Annotated in this window: 13 protein-coding genes; 9 read left to right on the forward strand and 4 right to left on the reverse strand. The window is 73.2% G+C overall.

Features of this window, described 5'->3' with window-relative positions; translation table 11 throughout:
- Positions 1-45: 45 nt before the first annotated feature.
- Complete coding sequence (locus OHB04_RS23230) at positions 46-2,355, reverse strand: HelD family protein (protein WP_442814929.1); 2,310 nt, start codon at positions 2,353-2,355, stop codon at positions 46-48.
- A 534-nt stretch (positions 2,356-2,889) separates the two neighbouring features.
- Between OHB04_RS23230 and OHB04_RS23235 the strand changes: the two genes are divergently transcribed.
- The 3 genes from OHB04_RS23235 to OHB04_RS23245 all read left to right on the forward strand — a co-directional run bounded on the left by OHB04_RS23235 (position 2,890) and on the right by OHB04_RS23245 (position 6,096).
- Entirely contained in the window at positions 2,890-3,150 is a 261-nt protein-coding gene (locus OHB04_RS23235) for a hypothetical protein (protein ID WP_326689586.1), read from the forward strand.
- Between the two features lie 98 nt (positions 3,151-3,248).
- Positions 3,249-4,865 (forward strand): glycosyltransferase 87 family protein, encoded by a 1,617-nt coding sequence (locus tag OHB04_RS23240; RefSeq protein ID WP_442814930.1) that lies wholly within the window; start codon positions 3,249-3,251, stop codon positions 4,863-4,865.
- Positions 4,750-6,096, forward strand: a complete 1,347-nt coding sequence (locus OHB04_RS23245) for an AMP-binding protein (RefSeq protein ID WP_326689587.1) — start codon at positions 4,750-4,752, stop codon at positions 6,094-6,096. Before OHB04_RS23240 ends, OHB04_RS23245 begins: the two co-directional genes overlap by 116 nt.
- Positions 6,097-6,176: 80 nt before the next feature.
- Here the strand turns inward: OHB04_RS23245 and OHB04_RS23250 are convergent, their stop codons facing one another.
- Positions 6,177-7,829, reverse strand: coding sequence for a DNA repair helicase XPB (locus OHB04_RS23250; RefSeq protein ID WP_326689588.1), 1,653 nt, complete (start codon positions 7,827-7,829; stop codon positions 6,177-6,179).
- Positions 7,830-8,018: 189 nt separating this feature from the next.
- Entirely contained in the window at positions 8,019-10,763 is a 2,745-nt protein-coding gene (locus tag OHB04_RS23255) for a helicase-associated domain-containing protein (RefSeq protein ID WP_326689589.1), read from the reverse strand.
- Positions 10,764-11,270: 507 nt separating this feature from the next.
- Here OHB04_RS23255 and OHB04_RS23260 point away from each other — a divergent pair.
- The 6 genes from OHB04_RS23260 (at position 11,271) to OHB04_RS23285 (ending at position 18,324) form a co-directional block, all read left to right on the forward strand.
- Entirely contained in the window at positions 11,271-12,431 is a 1,161-nt protein-coding gene (locus tag OHB04_RS23260; RefSeq protein ID WP_326808215.1) for a hypothetical protein, read from the forward strand.
- A gap of 266 nt (positions 12,432-12,697) precedes the next feature.
- Positions 12,698-14,752, forward strand: a complete 2,055-nt coding sequence (locus OHB04_RS23265; protein WP_326808216.1) for a CocE/NonD family hydrolase — start codon at positions 12,698-12,700, stop codon at positions 14,750-14,752.
- Positions 14,749-15,690: an ABC transporter substrate-binding protein gene (locus tag OHB04_RS23270; RefSeq protein WP_326689592.1), complete on the forward strand. Its 942-nt coding sequence runs from the start codon at positions 14,749-14,751 to the stop codon at positions 15,688-15,690. The genes OHB04_RS23265 and OHB04_RS23270 overlap by 4 nt, the downstream gene beginning before the upstream one ends.
- Positions 15,691-15,835: 145 nt before the next feature.
- Entirely contained in the window at positions 15,836-16,960 is a 1,125-nt protein-coding gene (locus OHB04_RS23275) for an ABC transporter ATP-binding protein (RefSeq protein WP_326808217.1), read from the forward strand.
- Positions 16,957-17,667 carry an ABC transporter permease gene (locus tag OHB04_RS23280; RefSeq protein ID WP_326689594.1) on the forward strand — a complete coding sequence of 237 codons (711 nt, stop codon included), beginning with the start codon at positions 16,957-16,959 and terminating at the stop codon, positions 17,665-17,667. Before OHB04_RS23275 ends, OHB04_RS23280 begins: the two co-directional genes overlap by 4 nt.
- Positions 17,668-17,670: 3 nt before the next feature.
- Complete coding sequence (locus OHB04_RS23285) at positions 17,671-18,324, forward strand: ABC transporter permease (protein WP_326689595.1); 654 nt, start codon at positions 17,671-17,673, stop codon at positions 18,322-18,324.
- A gap of 66 nt (positions 18,325-18,390) precedes the next feature.
- Here the strand turns inward: OHB04_RS23285 and OHB04_RS23290 are convergent, their stop codons facing one another.
- Positions 18,391-19,614 carry a serine hydrolase domain-containing protein gene (locus tag OHB04_RS23290; RefSeq protein ID WP_326808218.1) on the reverse strand — a complete coding sequence of 408 codons (1,224 nt, stop codon included), beginning with the start codon at positions 19,612-19,614 and terminating at the stop codon, positions 18,391-18,393.
- Between the last annotated feature and the right edge of the window lie 94 nt (positions 19,615-19,708).

The raw sequence follows: 19,708 nt of genomic DNA on the forward strand, positions 1-19,708 counted from the left end.
GCGCAACTCCTCGGGCGCGAAGGGACAAACGGCTACGTTACGGGGTTACGGGGAGGAGTGCGTCAGCGCCTCCGGAAGCGGTGCCGTATGCAGCACGGCGAGACCCGAGACGGCACGGGTGAGGCAGACGTAGAGCCTGCGCAGACCGGTGCGTTCATCCGGTTCGGCGGCGACGATCGCCGTCGGCTCGTCCAGCACGACGTAGTCGTATTCGAGCCCCTTCGCCAGTGTCGCCGGCACCAGCGTGAGGCGTGCCTCGCGGCTGGTCTCCTCGCCGGGTGTCAGCGCCGCGAGACCGGCGGCCGAAAGCGCCGCCTCCAGCGCGGGGATCCGGGACTCCGCCGCGATCAGACCGATCGAGCCTTCCTTGCGCAGGGCCGCCCGGCACGCCGCGACGATCGCCCCGTCCTGCCCAGACGGCTCGTCCGGCGAGGAGACCCGCTCGACGGCGAAGTCGCCCGGCGACTCCCGGACCGAGGTCGCGGGCGTCAGCGTCGGCGCGATGGCGCCCAGCAGCCGCGAGGCGTAGGCGATCACGTCGCGCGGCACGCGGAAGCCCTCCGTCAGCTCCTCGACGACCGCCTCGGCCTTGCCGAGATGGGCCAGCGCCTCGTCCCAGCTCTCGGTGGCCCAGGGGGTGGTGCCCTGGGCGAGGTCGCCCAGGATCGTCGCGGAGCCGGTGGTGCAGCGGCGGCCCACCGCGCGGTACTGCATCGCGGACAGGTCCTGCGCCTCGTCCAGGACGACATGGCCCAGGGAGTGGGTGCGCTGGACGAGGTCGGCGGCCTCGTCGACCAGCACCACATCGGCGGCCGACCACTTGGCGCTCCTCACACTCCGCGCGGGCCGCGTCCACAGAAGCTGTTTCTGCTCCTCGGACGAGAGGACACCCTGCGCGTGCTCGGCCAGAAAGTCCGCCTCCGACAGCAGGCGCAGCACCAGCCTGGCGGGATCCACCGTCGGCCACACCTCTTTGACCAGCGCCTTCACCGGGGCGCTGCGCGCCACCGCGTCCTGCACGCGGTCGTCGGGCGCCTCGCCCGCGCGCTCCATCCGGGTCAGCACCGCGTGCGCGATCCGCTGCGGCAGGGCCTCGCGTGCCGCGCCGTAGCGCATGTCGCGGCCCAGCAGTTCGCGGACCATCTCCTCGATCTCGTACGCCGGCACCCGCCAGCGCCGCGAGCCGCGCACGACCACCAGCGGCTCCTGGTCCCGCTCGGGGGGCGCCGACGTCCTGGTCGTAGGCGCATCCGAGGCCGTACGCACGTCCGAGGCCGTACGCACGCCCGAGCGCACCGCGCGGCGGAGCACCTCCGCCATGCGCGCGTCGCCCTTGAGGCGGGCGGCTTCGGCGGTGTCGGTGCCGCGTACCGGGACGTCGGGCCGTGCGACCAGGCTCTCGACCGTCGTCTGCCGCGCCTCGAACTCGCCCAGCGCGGGCAGCACCTGCTCGATGTAGCGGAGGAAGGAGTCGTTGGGGCCGATGACAAGAATGCCCGTACGAGTGAGCCGCTCGCGGTGCGCGTACAGGAGGTAGGCGACGCGGTGCAGGCCGACGGCGGTCTTCCCGGTGCCGGGAGCGCCCTGCACACAGACCGTGCCCTCGATGCCGGAGCGCACGATCTCGTCCTGCTCGGGCTGGATCGTCGCGACGATGTCCCGCATGGGGCCCACGCGGGGGCGCTCGATCTCCGCCTGGAGAAGGGCGCTGGTGCGGCGCTCGGCCTCCGCGGGGTCGGTCAGGTGCTCGTCCTCGTAGGCGGTCAGCTCCCCGGCCGTGTACCCGAACCTGCGGCGCAGCGCGACGTCCTGCGGGTCCTTCTTCGAGGCCCGGTAGAAGGGCTGCGAGACGGGGGCGCGCCAGTCGATGACCATCGGGTCGCCGTCGGGGTCGTGGACGTGGCGTCTGCCGATGTAGAGCGAGTGACCGGGGCGGCTCTTGGCCTGCTGGGCTTCTGCTGTGCCCCGGTCGCGGTCGCCGCCGCCGCTGCTCCTCCTGTCGTTCCTGTCGTTCCTGTCGCTGCCGTCGCCGGGGCCTTCGGCGGCGTCCGGCTCCGGGCCGCCCACCGTGTGCAGATAGTCGAGGCGGCCGAAGAACAGCGGCGCGTGCGCGAGATCGGCGAGCGAGGCGATACGGGCCTCGATGCCGGCGGCCAGCGCCTCGGCGTTGACCCAGTTCGCCGCGACATCGCGGATGTCGAGCGACTCGGCGTCCGCGCGCATCGCCCGCAGCGCGGTGCGGGAGGCGGTGAGATGGGCGCGCTCACGGTCGAGCGGATTGCTGTCGCCCTCGCCCACGCCCGCCGGGAGCGAGCGCTGCGCGGGCAGGGGTTCGGATTCGGATCGGGCGGTCACCAGGCTGCCTCCGGCATGGCACGCGGACGCGCCGCGACAGCCCGACCGGCGCTCCCTTCCTGGCGAGAACGCGGACCGCGAGAACGCGGGCATGCGAGAGCGCGGGCATGCGAGAACGCGAAAGTGCGGGGCACGCGAGGAGGGGGCGCGGGGTGCGGCTGGGTGCGGTGCGTCGTACGAATACGGTTCTGACGGACGGCCCGGCCGGTTTCCGTGCGGCGGGCGCCTCGGGGCCGGTGGACCGGCGGCGAGGGGGCAAGTCGGCGATTCTAGCCCCGCCTCTTCCGGTCGTCGAACGCTTTATGCGGGGCCTCGACGGGACCGCGACAGGGCCGCGACGGGGCCTTCGCAGGGCCCCGAAGAGGGGGCGCCAGGCGCGCGCGGGGCCGGACTCAGGGGCGCCCCTGAGATCCCCCCGGGGGTGGCCGTGCGACCGGAGGCGTACCGCCATGCGACTCGAGGCGTACAAAGCCCCTGCGTACCACGACCTTTCGGCCGATGCGCCGGGGAGCTGCGGAAATGGACCATGAGGTCATGGACACCGCATTCACGAACCCCGGACCGATGCGGCCCGCAGGCGCCACCGCGCTGGGCGCGGGCCGCCGCACCCGTATCGTCACCCCCCGTACCCGTAACGCCGGCCCCCGCACCAGCACCCCTGCCGATGTCCGCCTCCGCACCCGGTTGCGCCGCGGCGGCCACGAGGCGCTCCGCGCCATACGCGCCTTCGGCGGCGCCGCGTTCAGCGTCGTCGTCCTCGGTAGCGGCACCGAGGCCGCCCCGCCTCGCCACTGAGTACCACCGGCGCGGGCGCACGCGCCGTCGTCTAGGGTCGTCGGGCACGGAGCCAACGGCGATCCGGGAGCCGTCCCGGGGACGAGGAGTCGGCACGGGTGACTGCCCCCACCAGCCACACGTCACCCCCGGCGGTCCGCACGCCGCTCACCCGTACCCCACAGGCCCTCGGTCTGTTCGCCCTCTCCGTGGCGGGATTCGTGGTGCTGGCGGTCGCCCTGCGCTTCCCCATGTCGGACGTGCTGGTCTACCGCGCCGAGGGCAGCGCGGTGTGGAACGGCACCGATCTGTACGGCTTCGCGGTCACCGAGTGGCGGCTTCCGGCCACCTACCCGCCGTTCGCCGCGCTGCTGTTCGTGCCGGTGGCGCTGGTGCCGCTGGCCGTCGCCAAGGCCGCGTTCGTCGTCGGCAACGTCGCGCTCTTGGCCGTGCTGGTACGGCTGTCGCTACGCGCGGCCTCCGGGTCCCTCGCCCCCGAACGCCTCACCTCCGGGTCCCTCGCCCCCGCGCGGCTTCCGCTCGTGCTGGTGGTGACCGCGGGCGCGCTGTGGCTCGAACCGGTCTTCCAGACAGTCGCGTTCGGGCAGGTCAACCTCATCATGGCCTGCCTCGTCCTGGGGGACCTGAGCCGTCCCGACGGGGCGCGCGGCAAGGGCTTCGTGCTCGGGGTGGCCGCGGGCATCAAGCTCACGCCCGCCCTCTTCGTCGTCTACCTGCTGCTGACCGGACGGTTCCGGGCGGGCCTGACGGCAGTGGGGGGCTTCGCGGCGAGCGTGGCGGTGGGCGCGCTGGCGCTGCCGGGGGCCAGCGTGGAGTTCTGGACCCGACGGGTGTTCGAGACGGGGCGGGTCGGCAAGGCGTGGATCGTGGACAACCAGTCCCTCCAGGGGCTGATCGCCCGCCTCGCCCACGACCCCACGCCGGGCCCGCTGTGGCTGGTGCCCGCAGGAGCGCTGGCCGTCGCCGGCATGTGGCTGGCCCGGAGGGCGTACGTACGCGAGAGCGCGTCCCGAACGAGTACGTCCCGAACGGGGGACTTCTGGGGCGTGCAGGTGACCGCGCTGGTCTCGCTGCTCGTCTCGCCCATCAGCTGGTCCCACCACTGGGTGTGGTGCGTCCCGCTGCTGATCGGCCTCGCCGCGTTGGCGCGCCACAAGACGGGGCACAGGGCGGAGCACGAGGCGGGTCGTGAGGCGGAGCACAGAGCGGGTCGTGAGGCGGGGCACCCGGTCCCGCTCCCGGTATCCCCCCGGGTGCTCCGCCGGGTGAGCGCGGGAGCCGTCGTTGTCTTCGCCGCGCGCACGATGTGGATGATCCCCAAGAAGGGCGATCTCGACCTGCGTCTGCCCTGGTGGCAGCAGCCGTTCGCGGCGCCGTATCCGCTGCTCATCCTGGCGCTGCCGGCCGCGGCGGCGGCGCTGTCGGCCGTCGGCCGCGGAACGCTCCCGCTGACACCACGCGTTCCCCCGGCAAGAATCGGTAGGGACCATCCCGTGGGCCGGCCCACGGACCACCCCGTCGACAAGCACGCGGCAAGCCCCGCGGACCAGCGCGGAGGCCACCGCGAACACGAGTGTGTAGAGGCCCGAGGAGGCCGGTGTGCGAAGCACGATGCAGGACATCCCGCTGACCGTGACCCGACTGCTGGTGCACGGGGCGCTGGCACACGGCACGTCCCAGGTGACCACCTGGACGGGGACGACAGGCGGCGCTGAGCCCGACCGGCGCACCTTCCTCGCCTCGGGCGTCCGCGCCATCCAGCTCGCCCGCGCGCTCCACGAGGAGTTCGGGGTGGACTCGGGCGACACCGTCGCCACGTTGATGGCCAATACCGCCGACCACCTCGAGTCCTACCTCGCCGTGCCCGCCATGGGCGCCGTCCTCCACCCACTCGACCCGTGGCTGCCCGCCGACGAGCTGGTGGCCGCCGCCGCGAGCGGCGGTGCGAAGGTGCTGCTCACCGACGCCATCGGGCTGGCCCCGCTCGCCTCGGTCCTGCCGCGCCTCAAGCACGTACGGCACATCGTCGTGGCGGGCGGCGGCAGCGGCTCCGGCGCCGTCATCGGCGGCACGGCCTGCGGCGCCGAGGTGCACGACTACGAGGAGCTGATCGCCGACCGCCCCCGGCACTACGACTGGCCCGAGATCGACGAGCGCGACGCCGCCGTCCTGTGCCACACGACCGAGACCCACGGCTCCGGCTACGCCGACGTACGCGCCAGAGGTGTCGCCTACAGCCACCGCGCCCTGTATCTCCACGCGATCCAGGCCCAGACGCCCCAGGCGTACGGCATCGGGGAGCACGACCTGGTGCTCTCCGTCGTCCCGATGTCGCGCATGCTCGCCTGGGGCCTGCCCTACGCGGCCTTCGCAGGCGGGGCCTCGCTGCTGCTGCCCGGCGCCTACGACCAGCCGGCGCCGCTGGCGGAGATGGCCGAGACGGAGCGGCCGTCGCTGGTCGTCGCCGATCTGGCGGTGTGGGAAGGCCTGCGGGACGAGCTGGACGCCCTCCCGCGCGACCTGTCCTCGCTGCGGGAGGCCGTCGTCGTCGGGGGCCCGGGGGAGGAGCCGGGCGGGCCCTTCCTGGTGCGGGAGCTGGGCCGGCGGCACGGCATCAGCACGGCGGCGGCCTGGGGCGCGCCGGGCACGCTGTCGCCCGCGTGCGTGGCCCGCGCGGCGAGCGGCGAGGCCGGCAGATCCGACCACTACCGCTTCCCCGCCTCCGTCGAGTACGGCGTCACAGGCCCCGACCTGTCACCGCTGCCCTGGGACGGCGAGTCCGAGGGCGAGCTGCTGCTGCGCGGCCCGTGGATCACCGCCTCCTACGTGGAGGAGGAGGCTCCGCTGCACGAGGGCTGGCTGCGCACCGGCGAGACGGCGGCGATCACCCCGGACGGCAGGGTCGCCATCAAGAGCACGCACTCGGCGGCCGAGGACAGCGCGTAGCGCCCCGAAAGGGGCGCGGGGAACCGCGCGGCCAGCCACGACGCAGCCGCAGTCGCAAACCGAGGAGGCCCCCGGAGGGGCTACGCGTCGTCGTCCGACAGCAGGTCCGTCGAGTCAACGATCCGGTACGCGTAGCCCTGCTCGGCCAGGAAGCGCTGGCGGTGGGCTGCGAAGTCCTGGTCGATGGTGTCGCGGGCCACGACGGAGTAGAAGCGCGCCTCATGGCCGTCCGCCTTCGGCCGCAGGACGCGGCCCAGCCGCTGGGCCTCCTCCTGACGGGAGCCGAAGGTGCCGGAGACCTGTATGGCGACCGTCGCCTCGGGCAGGTCGATGGAGAAGTTGGCGACCTTGGAGACGACCAGGCAGTCGATCTCGCCCTGGCGGAAGGACTCGAAGAGCTTCTCGCGCTGGGCGTTGCTGGTGTCGCCCTTGATGACGGGGGCGCCGATGTGTTCACCCAGCTCGTCGAGCTGGTCGATGTACTGCCCGATGACCAGCGTCTGCTCGCCCGCGTGCCGGCGCACCAGCGCCTCGGTGACCTTCCGCTTGCTGTCGGTGGTCGCACAGAAGCGGTATTTCTCCTCCGGCTCGGCCGTCGCGTAGGCCAGCCGCTCGGAGTCGGTCAGGCTGACGCGCACCTCCACGCAGTCGGCGGGCGCGATGTAGCCCTGGTTCTCGATCTCCTTCCAAGGCGCGTCGAAGCGCTTGGGGCCGATCAGCGAGAACACGTCGGACTCGCGCCCGTCCTCCCGCACGAGGGTCGCCGTCAGGCCGAGGCGGCGGCGGGCCTGGAGGTCGGCGGTGAACTTGAAGACCGGCGCGGGCAGCAGGTGCACCTCGTCGTAGATCACCAGGCCCCAGTCGCGGGAGTCGAACAGCTCCAGGTGCGGGTAGACGCCCTTCCGCTTCGTCGTCAGCACCTGGTAGGTGGCGACGGTGACGGGGCGGATCTCCTTCTTCGTGCCGCTGTACTCGCCGACCTCCTCCTCGGTGAGCGAGGTGCGCTTGATCAGCTCGTGCTTCCACTGGCGGGCCGAGACGGTGTTGGTGACCAGGATCAGCGTCGTCGCCTTGGCCTCGGCCATCGCACCTGCCCCGACCAGCGTCTTCCCGGCCCCGCAGGGCAGGACGACGACTCCGGAGCCACCGTGCCAGAAGCCCTCGACAGCCTGCTTCTGGTACGGGCGCAGGGCCCAGCCGCTCTCGTCCAGCGCGATGGGGTGCGCCTCGCCGTCCACGTACCCGGCCAGGTCCTCGGCGGGCCAGCCCAGCTTGAGCAGCACCTGCTTGATCTGCCCGCGCTCGGAGGGGTGCACGGCCACGCTGTCCTGGTCGAGCCGCGCCCCGACCAGCGGCTGGACCTTCTTCGAGCGCAGGATCTCCTCCAGCACCGGGCGGTCCGTCGTCTCCAGCACCAGCCCGTGCGTGGGGTGCTTGGCGAGTGTGAGCCGCCCGTAGCGGGCCATCGTCTCGGCGATGTCCACCAGGAGCGCGTGCGGGACGGGATAGCGCGCGTACTCCACCAGCGCGTCCACGACCTGCTCGGCGTCGTGCCCGGCGGCCCGCGCGTTCCACAGCCCCAGCGGGGTCAGTCGATAGGTGTGGATGTGCTCGGGGGCCCGCTCCAGCTCCGCGAACGGCGCGATGGCCCGCCGGCACGCCTCGGCCAGCTCGTGATCGACTTCCAGCAGCAGAGTCTTGTCGCTCTGCACGATGAGTGGCCCACCGTTCACCCGCTCACCCTCTCCTCTGCGCCCTTGGGACGCGGTCTCTGCGCCCTTGGGACGCTGTCTCCGCGCCTTGGGGGACGCGGTCTCCGCGTCCTTGGGACGCGTTTCGTCCGTGCCCTGGGACGCGGCTTTGCCGCTGGGATGCGGCCAAACGTCCAGTGTGCAGCATCGCGGGGGTGGTGCGGGGCGCGCTCAGCTCTCCGTGACCTCGGCCACGCCCGTGATGCGGTGGAGGGGGTAGGTGCGGACCTCGTCGGCGGTGTGGTCGTAGGCGGTGACGAAGCCGCCTTCGACCTTGACGGGGGCGATGACGCGCTGGGAGGCGGCGCCGTCGGCGTTGACGTAGCCGATCCACAGGTGGCTGCCGGTGAGGGTCGCGGACTGCATGGTGGCGAGGGTCTCGGCCATGACCGTACGGGGCAGCCCGCCCTCGGGGACCGGGCCCGTGGGTGCCTGGCCCGTGGGGGCCTTGGGCTTGTGGGGGAGAGTGGCGGCGCGGTCCCCCGCGCGGATGGCCCGTATGGCAGCGGCCAGCAGCGTCCCGTCCGGCTGCGGCGGGCCGTCGGGCACCGGGTCCGGCGGGGTGCGCGGCGGGGTGCGGTGCGCGTCGGGCCGGGCGAGCAGCACGTCGCCCTCGGCGGACTCGGCCGCCGGCGCGTAGCCCATCTCGCGCAGCCGGGCCAGCAGCTGGTCGGGCGGCGCCGGTGAGGCCAGCACGGTCGGGGCCAGCAGCCGCAGGCGAAGCGGCGCTGAGCGGCGGTCGGCGAGGATCTCGGCGAGCAGCGCGTCGTCGTCGCAGCGTACGTACGAGGAGGCGGCGCCCACCCGCAACTGGCCGTGCTTGCGCGCCACATCGTCGATCAGGTACGAGAGCGGCTGCGGCACCGGGGTACGGGAGTGCGCCGTGAGGAAGGCGTGCAGGTCGGCCGCGGTGCGCCCGGTGTCGAGCGCGCGGCGCACCGAGCCGGGCGTGAAGCGGTAGACGGTGGCGCCGCCCTTGGACTCGACGTCGGCCAGCACCGAGAGCGAGGTGGCCAGTTCGCGCTCCAGAGGGCCTGGCGCGACGGCGGTGAGGTCGGCTTGCAGCAGCACCTCGGAGACCGGCTCGGGAAGGTGGGGGGTCAGCGCCTTGGCGGCCTCGCGGGTGGCGTCCTCCAGCAGGGGACGCGCGTAGGAGGCGAGGGCGCCCCTGCCGGTGACGCCGAGGGACTCGGCCTCGTCCAGCGCCTGGTGGGCCAGGCGGCTGCGGAGCCCACCGGTGGCGTCGGCGTGCCGGCCTGCGGCCCCACTCCCCGGCGCGCCCTGCCTGTCCGTGCCGCGCGCGTCCGCCTCGCGTCCGTCCGTGGCGCGCCCGTCCGTGCCGCGCGCGTCCGTGGCGCGTCCGTCCGTGCCACGTGCGCCGCGTTCGGCCGGGGACTCGCGGGCTTCCCTGGCGCCCTGCAACGGCCGCTCCCAGCGCAGCCGTTCGAGTACGGAGGTCCGGTCGGGGGCCGAGCCCGCCTCCAGCGTGGCGAGCAGGCCGAGTGACCGGCGCCGCACCTCGGGCGCGGAGCCGCGGTCGAGGCCCGGTCCCAGCGCGGCGAGGGAGCGCCCCTTCGCGTCGCGCTCGCCCACCAGGCCCGCCACCCGGGTCGCCGACATCCAGGCGGTCGCCAGCACCGCCCAGCGCTCCGCCGGGGCCGCGCGCAGCCACTCGTCGTAGGCGGGCGTCGGCGCGTACACCTCGTCCGCCTCGCCGTCCGAGGCCAACAGGCCCGCCGCGTAGGCGAGTTCCACCCAGAAGGCGGCAGCGGGCTCCGGCAGGTCCAGCGCGACGGCGGTGCGCTTGAGGTCGCGTACGCCCAGGCCGCCGGCGCGCAGCACCGTCGGCGGTTCCGTCTCCCAGTACCCCAGCAGCTCCTCGACGGTCGACAGCGCGGTCATCGCCTGCCCCGCGGCTGTCGCGTCCACCGTCGCCGTGGCGTGGGCGCGGGCCGCCGTCACCCGCGGCGCCACCGGCTCCAGCTCGCGGTGCGCCCGGCCGCCGCGCAGGTGCAGCGCCGCCTCGCGGGGCAGCACCACACTGCCCGTGCCCGCCGGGCCGCCGGGGGCATCCGGGCCCGCCGGGATGAGCAGGCCGCGGTCCAGGAGCCAGGCGACGGGCGGCGAGGGCGCGTTGACGTCGACGGCGCCGTAGGGCGGGCCCCACTCCAGCTTCCGGAGCACGGCCTCCGCGCCCTCGGGTGCCTGTGCGAGGAGGGCGGCCATGCGGTCCGGGTCACCGAACAGCGCCGCGAGCGCCGCCAGCGCGCTGACGGGGTCGTGGGTCGCGGGCAGCCCCGCCGCGCCGAGCACCTCCTGGAGGCGCGCGGGGGAGAGCTTCGCGCTGCCCGCCGCCTCCGCGAGCGTGGGCCCCAGCCCGGTGGGGGAGGGCGAGATGAGCAGCTCGCGGGCGGTGCGCACCAGCCGGGGGCGCTCCTCGTCGCCCCACACGAGGGCGCGCGCCCTCAGCTCGGCGAGCGCGTGCGGCAGCCGCTCGGCGGCCTCCTCTCCCGGGAGGAGCGCGGCGAGCGCGGCCCGGACCCGGGGCGTGCTCTCTTCCGGGTGACCTGGTGTCCGACCGGGGGCGGAGCCTGATCCGGACCCCTGCGCGGGCCCCTGCGCGAGTCCTTGGGCGGGCCCCTGCGCGGGGGCGACGGCCAGCGCCTCGGCGGTCTGGAGCGTGAACTGATCCAGCCGCTCCAGCGCCCGCACGACCGAGGCGCGCGTGCCCGCGCGGGTGGCGAGCTGGGTGAGGTCCCCCGGCACCGGCGAGAGCAGATCGGGCCGCACCCGCAGCAGCGCGGCGAGCGCGGCATCGTCCCGCCCCCGCAGATCCTCGGCGAGCGTACGCGGCGCCGACCCCGGCCCCCGGCCGTCCGGACGCCCACCACGACCACGCCTCTGCTCGCTGCTCATCCTCCCCACGGTAGCGGCAGGCGGGGGGCCGGGTCGCTGGCCGAGGCGCTGTGGGGTGCGCGGGGGCGCGGGGTGGCGCGGCCGAGGTGAGTCGGTGACTGAGGGTGAGTGACCGTGCGATGACGTCAGGAACGGTTCGGCGGTGGTGGGGTTGGTTCGGTTCGGGGAGCCGTCGTCCGGCGGAGCGCTCGAAGCGTCACCAGCCAGACCGGTGACGACCGCCGTGCCCCCCCGGGGAGGGGCGGTGGCGTCGTCGTGCGGCTCAGCCGGCCAGTCCTCGCTGTCCGTCGGCTCGGCCAACCAGGCATACGGCCGCAGTCGTTTCCGTGACGGGCGGTCAAGTCTGTGACGCACGGTCAATTCCGTGACGGGCAGTCAATTCCGTGACGGCCGGAGGCTTGTCGGTGCCGCGCCCCGCGGCTGACGCCGGGGCACGGCGAGGCGGCTCGGGCAGGTGGGGCCCCGTGGGGCCAATGGTTCGGGTGGGAAGATCCACAACAGGGGGGCGTGCGCGGTACGGTCGTTGCGGAGGCGTGGCGGCGGCCGGTGGCCGTCTACGAGCGAGCAGCCGTTGGGGACTTGGTGGGGATCGAGAGCGATCAGCTCGTATTCGACTATCTGAGCCGGATCGGGGATCTGGCCCACAGCACCCGCATGACCGCGGCCGAGCGGGCGAAGCTCGTCGGCGGGTTGCGCGGGGAGATCGACAAGGCGCGGGCCGCCGAGGGCGGGGCCGAGAGCAAGGCCGCCGTGCGCAAGATCCTCGGCCGGCTGGGGCGTCCCGAGGACGTGGTCGCGGCGGCCAACGGCGGCACCGGCACCGGGTCCGTCTCCGCCGCGCCGTCGCCCTCCGTGCCCACACAGCGGGGCGCCAGGGGGTCCGGCGAGGGGGCGGACGCCGATGAGGCCGCACCGCCGCCGTTGCCCGGCCGGGGCACCGGCCCGAGCGCGGCCTTCGGCGCCTCGTCCCCGCACCTGGCGAGCCTGGATGAGCTGGGGCCCGTGGGCGAGACCGACCCCGACTGGTGGCGGGTGGACCCGAGCCCGTACGGCAGCGGGCCCGGTGGCGGCGGCGGGGTGGCGGCGGGCGAGCCCGTGCCGGGCTTCGTCGGCGGCATCGAGCTGCCGGAGGTACTGAAGCCGCCGCCCACCGAGGAGGAAGCGGCGCGGGCGAAGAAGACTCCTGCCGCTCCTGTGGCTCCTGGTACCCCTGCGGCAGAGGAGGCCGTGCCCGCGCCCGCCACCGCGCCCGCCGGTACGGGGGCCCTGCTGCGGCGGGCGCTGGGCGGCGGACGCGGCCCCAAGGCCGAACGCGTCGCGCGCACCGGCGGCTTCGTGGAGCTGACCGCCGCGGGACTCCTCGTCGCGGGCGTCGTCACCGGCTCCTTCGTCCCGCTGGCCCTGGGCTGGCTGGCAGCCTGGTGGTCGCCCAAGCTCAGCCGCATCGAGGCGAAGTGGGCGGCCGTCGGCATGCCCGCCGTCGTCGCGGTGGGAACCGGCGTGTGGCTGTGGGGCCGCACCGACGGCCGCTGGGGCGCCCCCATCGCGCAGGGCGGCGACGCGTTGCGCGAGGCGATGGGTGATGTCTTTCCGATACTGCTCCGCGTGGCGGCGGGGGCCAGCGCCCTCTACCTGGTGTGGCGGGCCCGCCGCCCGTCGGGGGGCTGAGCGCCGCCACCACCCGTCGGGGGGTGAGCGCCACCACCCGTCGGCCCCCCGGCGGGGCGGCGGCGGGGCGGCGGCGGGGCGGCGACGGAGCGGAAATCGGGGTGCGGCCACCGCGCGATCGTGCAACCGGCAATCGTGCAAACGAGAGCGCGCCTACCCCATGCGGAGCCGTGCATTCCTGTGTTGTTGTTCATCGTTGAACAACCATCGAAAATCGCCGTACACAGGGCAAATAGGCGTCTAGCGCTCGTCTAGGGTGCCACCCCATGAGCACCGCCCGCCCCACCGGCACCCCGCACAGGCCGTCTCATGGCGACCGCACCCACGCCGTCCGCGTACTGCGGCACGTATGGGTCCCGCTCAAGGACGGGACCAGGCTCGCCGCGCGGGTGTGGCTGCCCGCTGACGCCGAGGGGCCCGTGCCCGCCGTCCTGGAGTACATCCCGTACCGCAAGAACGACGGGACCGCGCCCCGCGACGCCACGCTGCACGGACAGTTCGCGCAGGCCGGGTACGCCGCCGTGCGAGTCGACTGCCGGGGCAGCGGCGACTCCGACGGCGTGATGCTCGACGAGTACCACCAGACCGAGCTGGACGACGCGCTTGAGGTCCTCGCCTGGATCGAGCGGCAGGAGTGGGCGGACGGCCAGGTCGCGATCATCGGCAAGTCCTGGGGCGGCTTCAACGGGCTCCAGATCGCCGCGCTCCAGCCCCCGCAGCTGCGCTGCGTCGTCACCGTCTGTTCCACCGACGACCGCTACGCCGACGACGTGCACTACGCGGGCGGCTCCCTGCTCGCCTCCGAGATGCTGCCGTGGGCCGCGACGATGCTCGCCTACAACGCCCGCCCCCACGACCCCGCCGTACTCGGCGACGCCTGGCGCGCCGAGTGGCTGGACCGGCTCGACAAGACCGTGCCGTACGCCGAGGAGTGGCTCACCCACCAGCGGCGCGACGCCTACTGGCGGCACGGCTCGGTGTGCGAGGACTACTCCGCGATCAAGGTGCCCGTCTACGCGGTCGGCGGCTGGCTGGACCCCTACCGGGGCGCGGTCTTCCGCCTCATGGAACACCTCGACCCGGCGACGGCACCGGTCAAGGCCATGGTCGGACCCTGGGCGCACACCTACCCCCACCAGGCGGAGCCCGGCCCGGCGATGGACTTCCAGGGCGAGTGCGTGCGCTGGTTCGACCACTGGATGCGCGGCGCCGACAACGGGATCATGGACGAGCCCCGGCTGCATGCCTGGATACCCGAGTCCACCCCGGTGGGCAGCGACCGCGAGATACGCCCCGGACGCTGGACAGCCGAGCCCTCCTGGCCCGCGCCCGGTGTGACGGCGCGCCGTATCCCCCTCGCCGAGCTGGGCGGAGGGGAGGGGACGGCGCTGCTGCGCTCGCCACTGCCCCTCGGCGCGGCCTCCGGCGACTTCCTCAAGTTCGGCGACATATCCGGGCAGTACGGTGATCAGGCCGCCGACGACGGCCGCTCCCACACCTTCACCGGGCCGGTGCTGGAGGAGACCACCGAGATCCTCGGTGTCCCCGAGGTCAGCCTCCGCGTCACCAGCGACCGGCCGCAGGCGCAGCTCGCGGTGCGGCTGTGCGAGGTCTTCCCCGACGGCTCCGCCAAGCTGGTCACCACCGGACTGCTCAACCTCACCCACCGCGACGGACACGCCGAGCCCGAGCCGCTGGAGCCGGGCCGCGCCTATGAGGTGAGCGTGCCGCTGTTCGCCATCGGTCACGCCTTCGGCGCCGGCAACCGGATCCGGGTCGCCGTCTCCGCCTCGCTGTGGCCCTGGGCCTGGCCGTCCCCCGAAAAGGTGACGGTCGAACTCGACGCCTCGTACGGCGAGCTGACGCTCCCGGTGCGCGCCCCGCGCCCCGCCGAGGAGGCCGCGCTGCGCCCGTACGACCCACCACGCGAAGGCCCACCGCACAGCATCGAGCTGACGGGGATCCCCGGGGACCGCACGGTGACCCTCGACCTGGAGACCGGCGAGCAGACCGTCACCACCACCCCCGCCGACGGCACCATGGTCGACCACGCCGACGGGCTGACCCGCACCGGAAGCGACCTCAACCGTTTCCGCCTCACCGAGGGCGACCCCCTCTCGGCGGTCGTCGAGTGCGAGCGCGACGAGGCGATCAGCAGGGGCGAGTGGGCCACCCGCGTGCACACCCGCTCCCGGATGACGGCGGACGCCACCGACTTCCTCGTGGTCAACACCCTGACCGCGTATGAGGGCAGCGGCGCCGACGAGCGGCAGGTCTTCGCGCGCACGTGGACCTTCTCCGTCTCCCGGGACCAGGTGTGAGGCCGCCGCAGCCCCGGTTGTGGGGCTACCGCTCCCGGGGGTACGGCGTGGCCGTGGGGCTGCTGGTCCTGGGCCTGCTCCTGGCCCTCACCAGCTGCGGGCGGGCCGCCGCGACGGCGACCGGCGGCAGACCCACCGTCGTCATCGGCGCCAAGCAGTTCACCGAGCAGTGGATCATCGGCGAGATGTACAAGCAGGCCCTCACCAAGGCCGGCTACGACGTCGAGCTGAAGTCCAACATCGGCTCCACCAACATCATCGACGGCGCCCTCACCTCGGGCCAGATCGACCTGTATCCCGAGTACACCGGCGTCATTCTCCAGTCGCTCGCCCGGGACAACTCCATTCCGCACTCGGCGCAGGAGACCTTCCGCAAGGCGAAGGCGTTCCAGAAGACCCGCGGGCTGACGATGCTCGAGCCCACGCCCTTCCAGAACAAGAACGCCGTCGCCGTGAAGCCCGCGTTCGCCAAGAAGCACGGTCTGAAGACCATCGGCGACCTCAAGAAGGCGGGACACTTCCGCTTCGCCGAATACCCCGACAACATCGCGGGCGCCTTCGGCTACGGCGAGATGGCGAAGACGTACGGCCTCAAGAACTCCAAGGTCAAGTCCCTCAACATCGGCCTTCAGTACAAGGCCCTCGACAACGGGGACGTGGAGGCGGCCGACGTCTTCACCACCGACCCGCAGCTCGCCAAGGGCGACTACACGATCCTCAAGGACGACAAGAACTTCTACGGCTTCCAGAACGTCGCCCCCGTCGTGCACAAGGACGTACTCAAGGAGCAGGGCCCCGCATTCGCGAAGACGCTGAACAAGGTCGACGCCCTGCTGACGGAAAAGGCCGTACGGGACCTCAACCGCGCCGTCGACACCGTCCGGCTCACCCCCAGCGAGGTCGCCGAACGATTCCTGAAGGCCAACGACTTGCTCTGAGCCGCGGACGCGCCGGCCCCCCGCCATAAGCCGGCCTGGCCCCGCCAGAACTCGCCTGGCCCCGCCAGAACCTCGCCCGGCCCCGTCAGAACCTCGCCCGGCCCCGTCAGAACCTCGCCTGGTCCCCGTTAGAAGAAGGCACCCCATGAGTTCGGAAAGTACGCAAGCCCCCGACCGCAAGCCCCCTGCTGCGGCCCACAAGTCCCCTGCCGCAGTCCGTAAGCCCTCTGCCGCGGCGCAGGACATCGTCTTCGACCACGTCGTCAAGACCTACCCCAACTCCACCACCCCCGCCGTCGACGACCTGTCGCTCACGGTCCCCGCGGGCGAGATCTGTGTGCTGCTCGGCCCCTCCGGCAGCGGCAAGACGACCGCGCTGATGATGGTCAACCGGCTTGCCGAGCTGACCGGTGGCGACATCCGCATCGGTGAGCGCTCGATCATGGACCACGACCCGATCAAGCTGCGCCGCTCCATCGGCTACGTCATCCAGCAGACCGGGCTGTTCCCGCACCTGACCATCGCCGACAACATCGCGACCGTCCCCAAGGTCCTCGGCTGGGACAAGAAGCGGGTCAAGGAGCGGGTCTCCGACCTGCTGGAACTGGTCGGCCTGCCACCCGGCGAGTACGGCAAGCGCTACCCCTCCCAGCTGTCCGGCGGCCAGCGCCAGCGCGTCGGCATCGCCCGAGCCCTGGCCGCCGACCCTCCCGTGATGCTGATGGACGAGCCCTTCGGCGCGCTCGACCCGATCACCCGCGAACATGTGCAGGACGAGTTCCTGGCGCTGCACGAACGCATCCGCAAGACCGTGATCTTCGTCAGCCACGACATCGACGAGGCCGTGAAGATGGGCGACCGGATCGCCATCTTCCGCGAGGGCGGCAAGCTCGCCCAGTACGACACCCCGCGCACCCTCCTCAAGGAGCCGGCGGACGCTTTCGTCGCCCGCTTCGTGGGTGCCGATCGGGGTCTGAAGCGGCTGACGCTCACCAAGCTCGCCGACCTCGACCTCGACCCCGCCCCCACGGACCAGGACACCGCACAGCTCCCGGCCCTCACCGCCGACGCCAGCCTGCGCGCCGCGCTCTCCCTCATGGTGGCCGAGGGCACCGACGCCGTCCGCGTCACCGGGCCGGAGGCCGCGGGCGAGAACAAGGGGAAGGCCGAGGGGAAGGCTGAGGGGGAGGCCGAGGGGAAGGCTGAGGGGGAGGCCGAAGTGCTGGGCCTCGCGACCCTCGACGCCGTGCGGAAGGCGGGCGCGGCGTGAGCGCGGAACCCGTCATCCCCGACTTCGGGGACCCCAGCGCCTGCGTGGCCGGCGACGCGACCTTCTGCACCGACTGGTTCACCGGGCACTGGTCCAACCTCTTTTGGCCCGCGCTGCTCCAGCACCTCCAACTGACCCTGATCGCCGTCGTCCTCGGCTTCGTCCTCGCCGTCGCCGCCGCGATCCTGTGCCACTTCCACGGCTGGCTGGCCGCGCCGCTCTCCGCGGTGACCTCCTTCCTCTACACGGTGCCGCCGCTGGCGCTCTTCCAGCTGCTGGTCCCGGTGACCGGCTTCTCCGTCCTCACCGTCGAGACGGCCCTCGTCCTCTACAGCCTCTATCTGCTGTTCACCACCATCCTCACCGGCCTGCGCGAGGTCCCCCAGGACGCGGTGCGTGCCGCGCGCGGCATGGGGCTGACCCGGCTCCAGATCCTCTTCAAGGTCGAACTCCGGCTCGCCGTGCCCTCGTTGATCGCCGGCCTCCGGGTGGCCACGGTCATGACCATCGGCATCGTCGCCATCGCCGCCTACGTCGTCGACCAGGGACTGGGCTCGCTGATCCTCAAGGCGCTCCAGTCGCCCTTCAACACCCAGTTCATCGGCGCCGGCGCGCTGGCCGTCGTGCTGGCGCTGGTGGCCGACGGCGTGCTCGTCCTCGCCGGGCGGCTGCTCACACCGTGGGCGCGGACGAGGAGGGCCGCATAAGCCATGTCCACCTTTCTCGGGTCCTTCACCTTCATGGGAGACCAGCTCTCCCTGCTCCTGGACAAGACCGGCCAGCACCTGTGGATGTGCGCGGTCGTCATCGCCGTCTCGCTCGTCGTCGCCGTTCCGCTCGGGCTGTGGCTGGGTCACCTGCACAAGGGCGAGTTCCTGACCACGAGCATCTCCAACATCGGCCGAGCGCTGCCGAACCTCGCGGTCATCGCGATCGGTCTCGGCATCTTCGGACTCACCTTCACCAACATCGCCATCGCCCTCCTCATCACGGCGATCCCCCCGATCCTCAGCCAGGCATATCTGGCCGTCGACCAGGTCGACCCCGACATGGTGCGCTCCGCGCGCGGCATGGGACTCACCCCCACCCAGGTCCTGTTCAAGGTGGAGCTGCCGCTGGCCCTGCCGCTGCTGTTCTCCGGCATCCGGATCGCGGTGGTCTACGTCATCTCCAGCGCGACCCTCGCCACCGTCGCCGGGGGCGGCGGCCTCGGCGACATCGTCCTGGGCCAGGCCACCTACGGCCTGGAGGGCGTCATCGCCGCCGCGCTGTGGGTGGCGGCGCTCGCCCTCGCCGCCGACGGGCTGCTGGCCCTGCTCCAGCGTGTGCTCGTCCCGAAGGGCCTGCGCGTCAGCCGGGGCTGACGCCCCTCGCCGGGTCCGGCCCCGCGCTCGCCGGTCCGGCCCCGCCTTTGCGGGGGCGCCCGCCGCTCAGCCGTCCTTGCCGCACAGCGCGTGGTCGACCAGGCGGCGGGTCGCCGCGTTGAGCCGCACCTGGTCGGGGACGCCCCCGTCGCTGGTGACCGAGATCGCGACGGACCGGCGGCCGTCCTGGGTGACGCCCGTGCGGGTGTAGGAGCCGAAGCCGTCGCCCTCGTGGTGCCAGTAGCTGCCGCCGCACGAGAGCGGGGTCTCCCGCACCCCCAGGCCGTAACCGCCCTTCGGCCAGGCGGCGACGTCCTCCGGGTCGTCGGTGCGCTCCACCGTGTGCCGCATCTCCTTCAGCTGGGCCGGGGGAAGCAGCTTGCCGCCCATCAGCGCGCGGAAGAAGGTGTTCACGTCGCGCGTGGAGCTGATGACCCCGGAGTCGGCGGTGTGCTGGAGGCTGTGCTCCGTGGCATCGAGCGGCTTCCCGTCGGCCCCCGGCAGCGTGACCTTGGCGTGGGGGCCCGGCATGAACGGGTTGGCCCCGCCTATGGAGGTCTCCCGCAGCCCGAGGGGGGCTATGACGCGGTGCTCGACCTGCTCTCTCCACGGCAGCGTGCCCGCCTTCTCGATGATCATCTCAAGGAGCAGGTAGTTGGTGTTCGAGTAGGCCCATCTGGTCTTCCCGGCGCCGGGGGTGAACAGGGGCTTGTGCCGCATGGCCACCGCCACGTAGTCCCGCGCCGGGGTGGTGTCGTGGCGGTACTTGTCGAAGTCCTTGAGCACTCCGCCCAGCTCGGGGTCGTCGACGTAGTCGAACAGCCCGCTCGTCTGCCGCAGCAGGTCGCGCACGGTCACCCGGGAGCCGTCGTTGCCGTGCCCCGATACGACGCCCGGCAGCCACTTCTCCACGGTGTCGTCCAGGGACAGCTTGTCCTCGGCGGCCAGTTGCAGTGCGACGACGGCCGTGAACGTCTTGGACGTGCTCGCCGCGCGGAACCGCGCGTCCCACGGCACCTTCTTTCCCGCCCCTGCCCTGGCCCGCACCGAACCGCCCCCGTCCTCCGCCTGGGCCAGCACCTTGACCTTGCCGCCGCCCGCCTTCCGCACGGCGGCCACGTCCTTGTCCAGGAGCGCGGAGCCGGGCTCCGCGCGCGTCGTGCCGCCGGAGTGCCCGGCCGCGCCCGCCTGCTGGGCCCCGGTGAGCCCCGTGAGCCCCGCGATCCCGGCCAGCACGGCTGCCGTCGACACAGCCGCCGTCCCCCAGCGCACCCGTCGGTTACCGCCCATCGTGCATCCCCTCGTCCCCCCGGCCCGTGAGCACGGATACCGGCTCCCGCCAGGCCCATCGCCTCGTCGTGCGACCAGCCAACCAGGCAGAACA

Origin of the sequence: Streptomyces sp. NBC_01775, from assembly GCF_035917675.1 — a bacterium.
Taxonomy (GTDB): Bacteria; Actinomycetota; Actinomycetes; order Streptomycetales; family Streptomycetaceae; genus Streptomyces.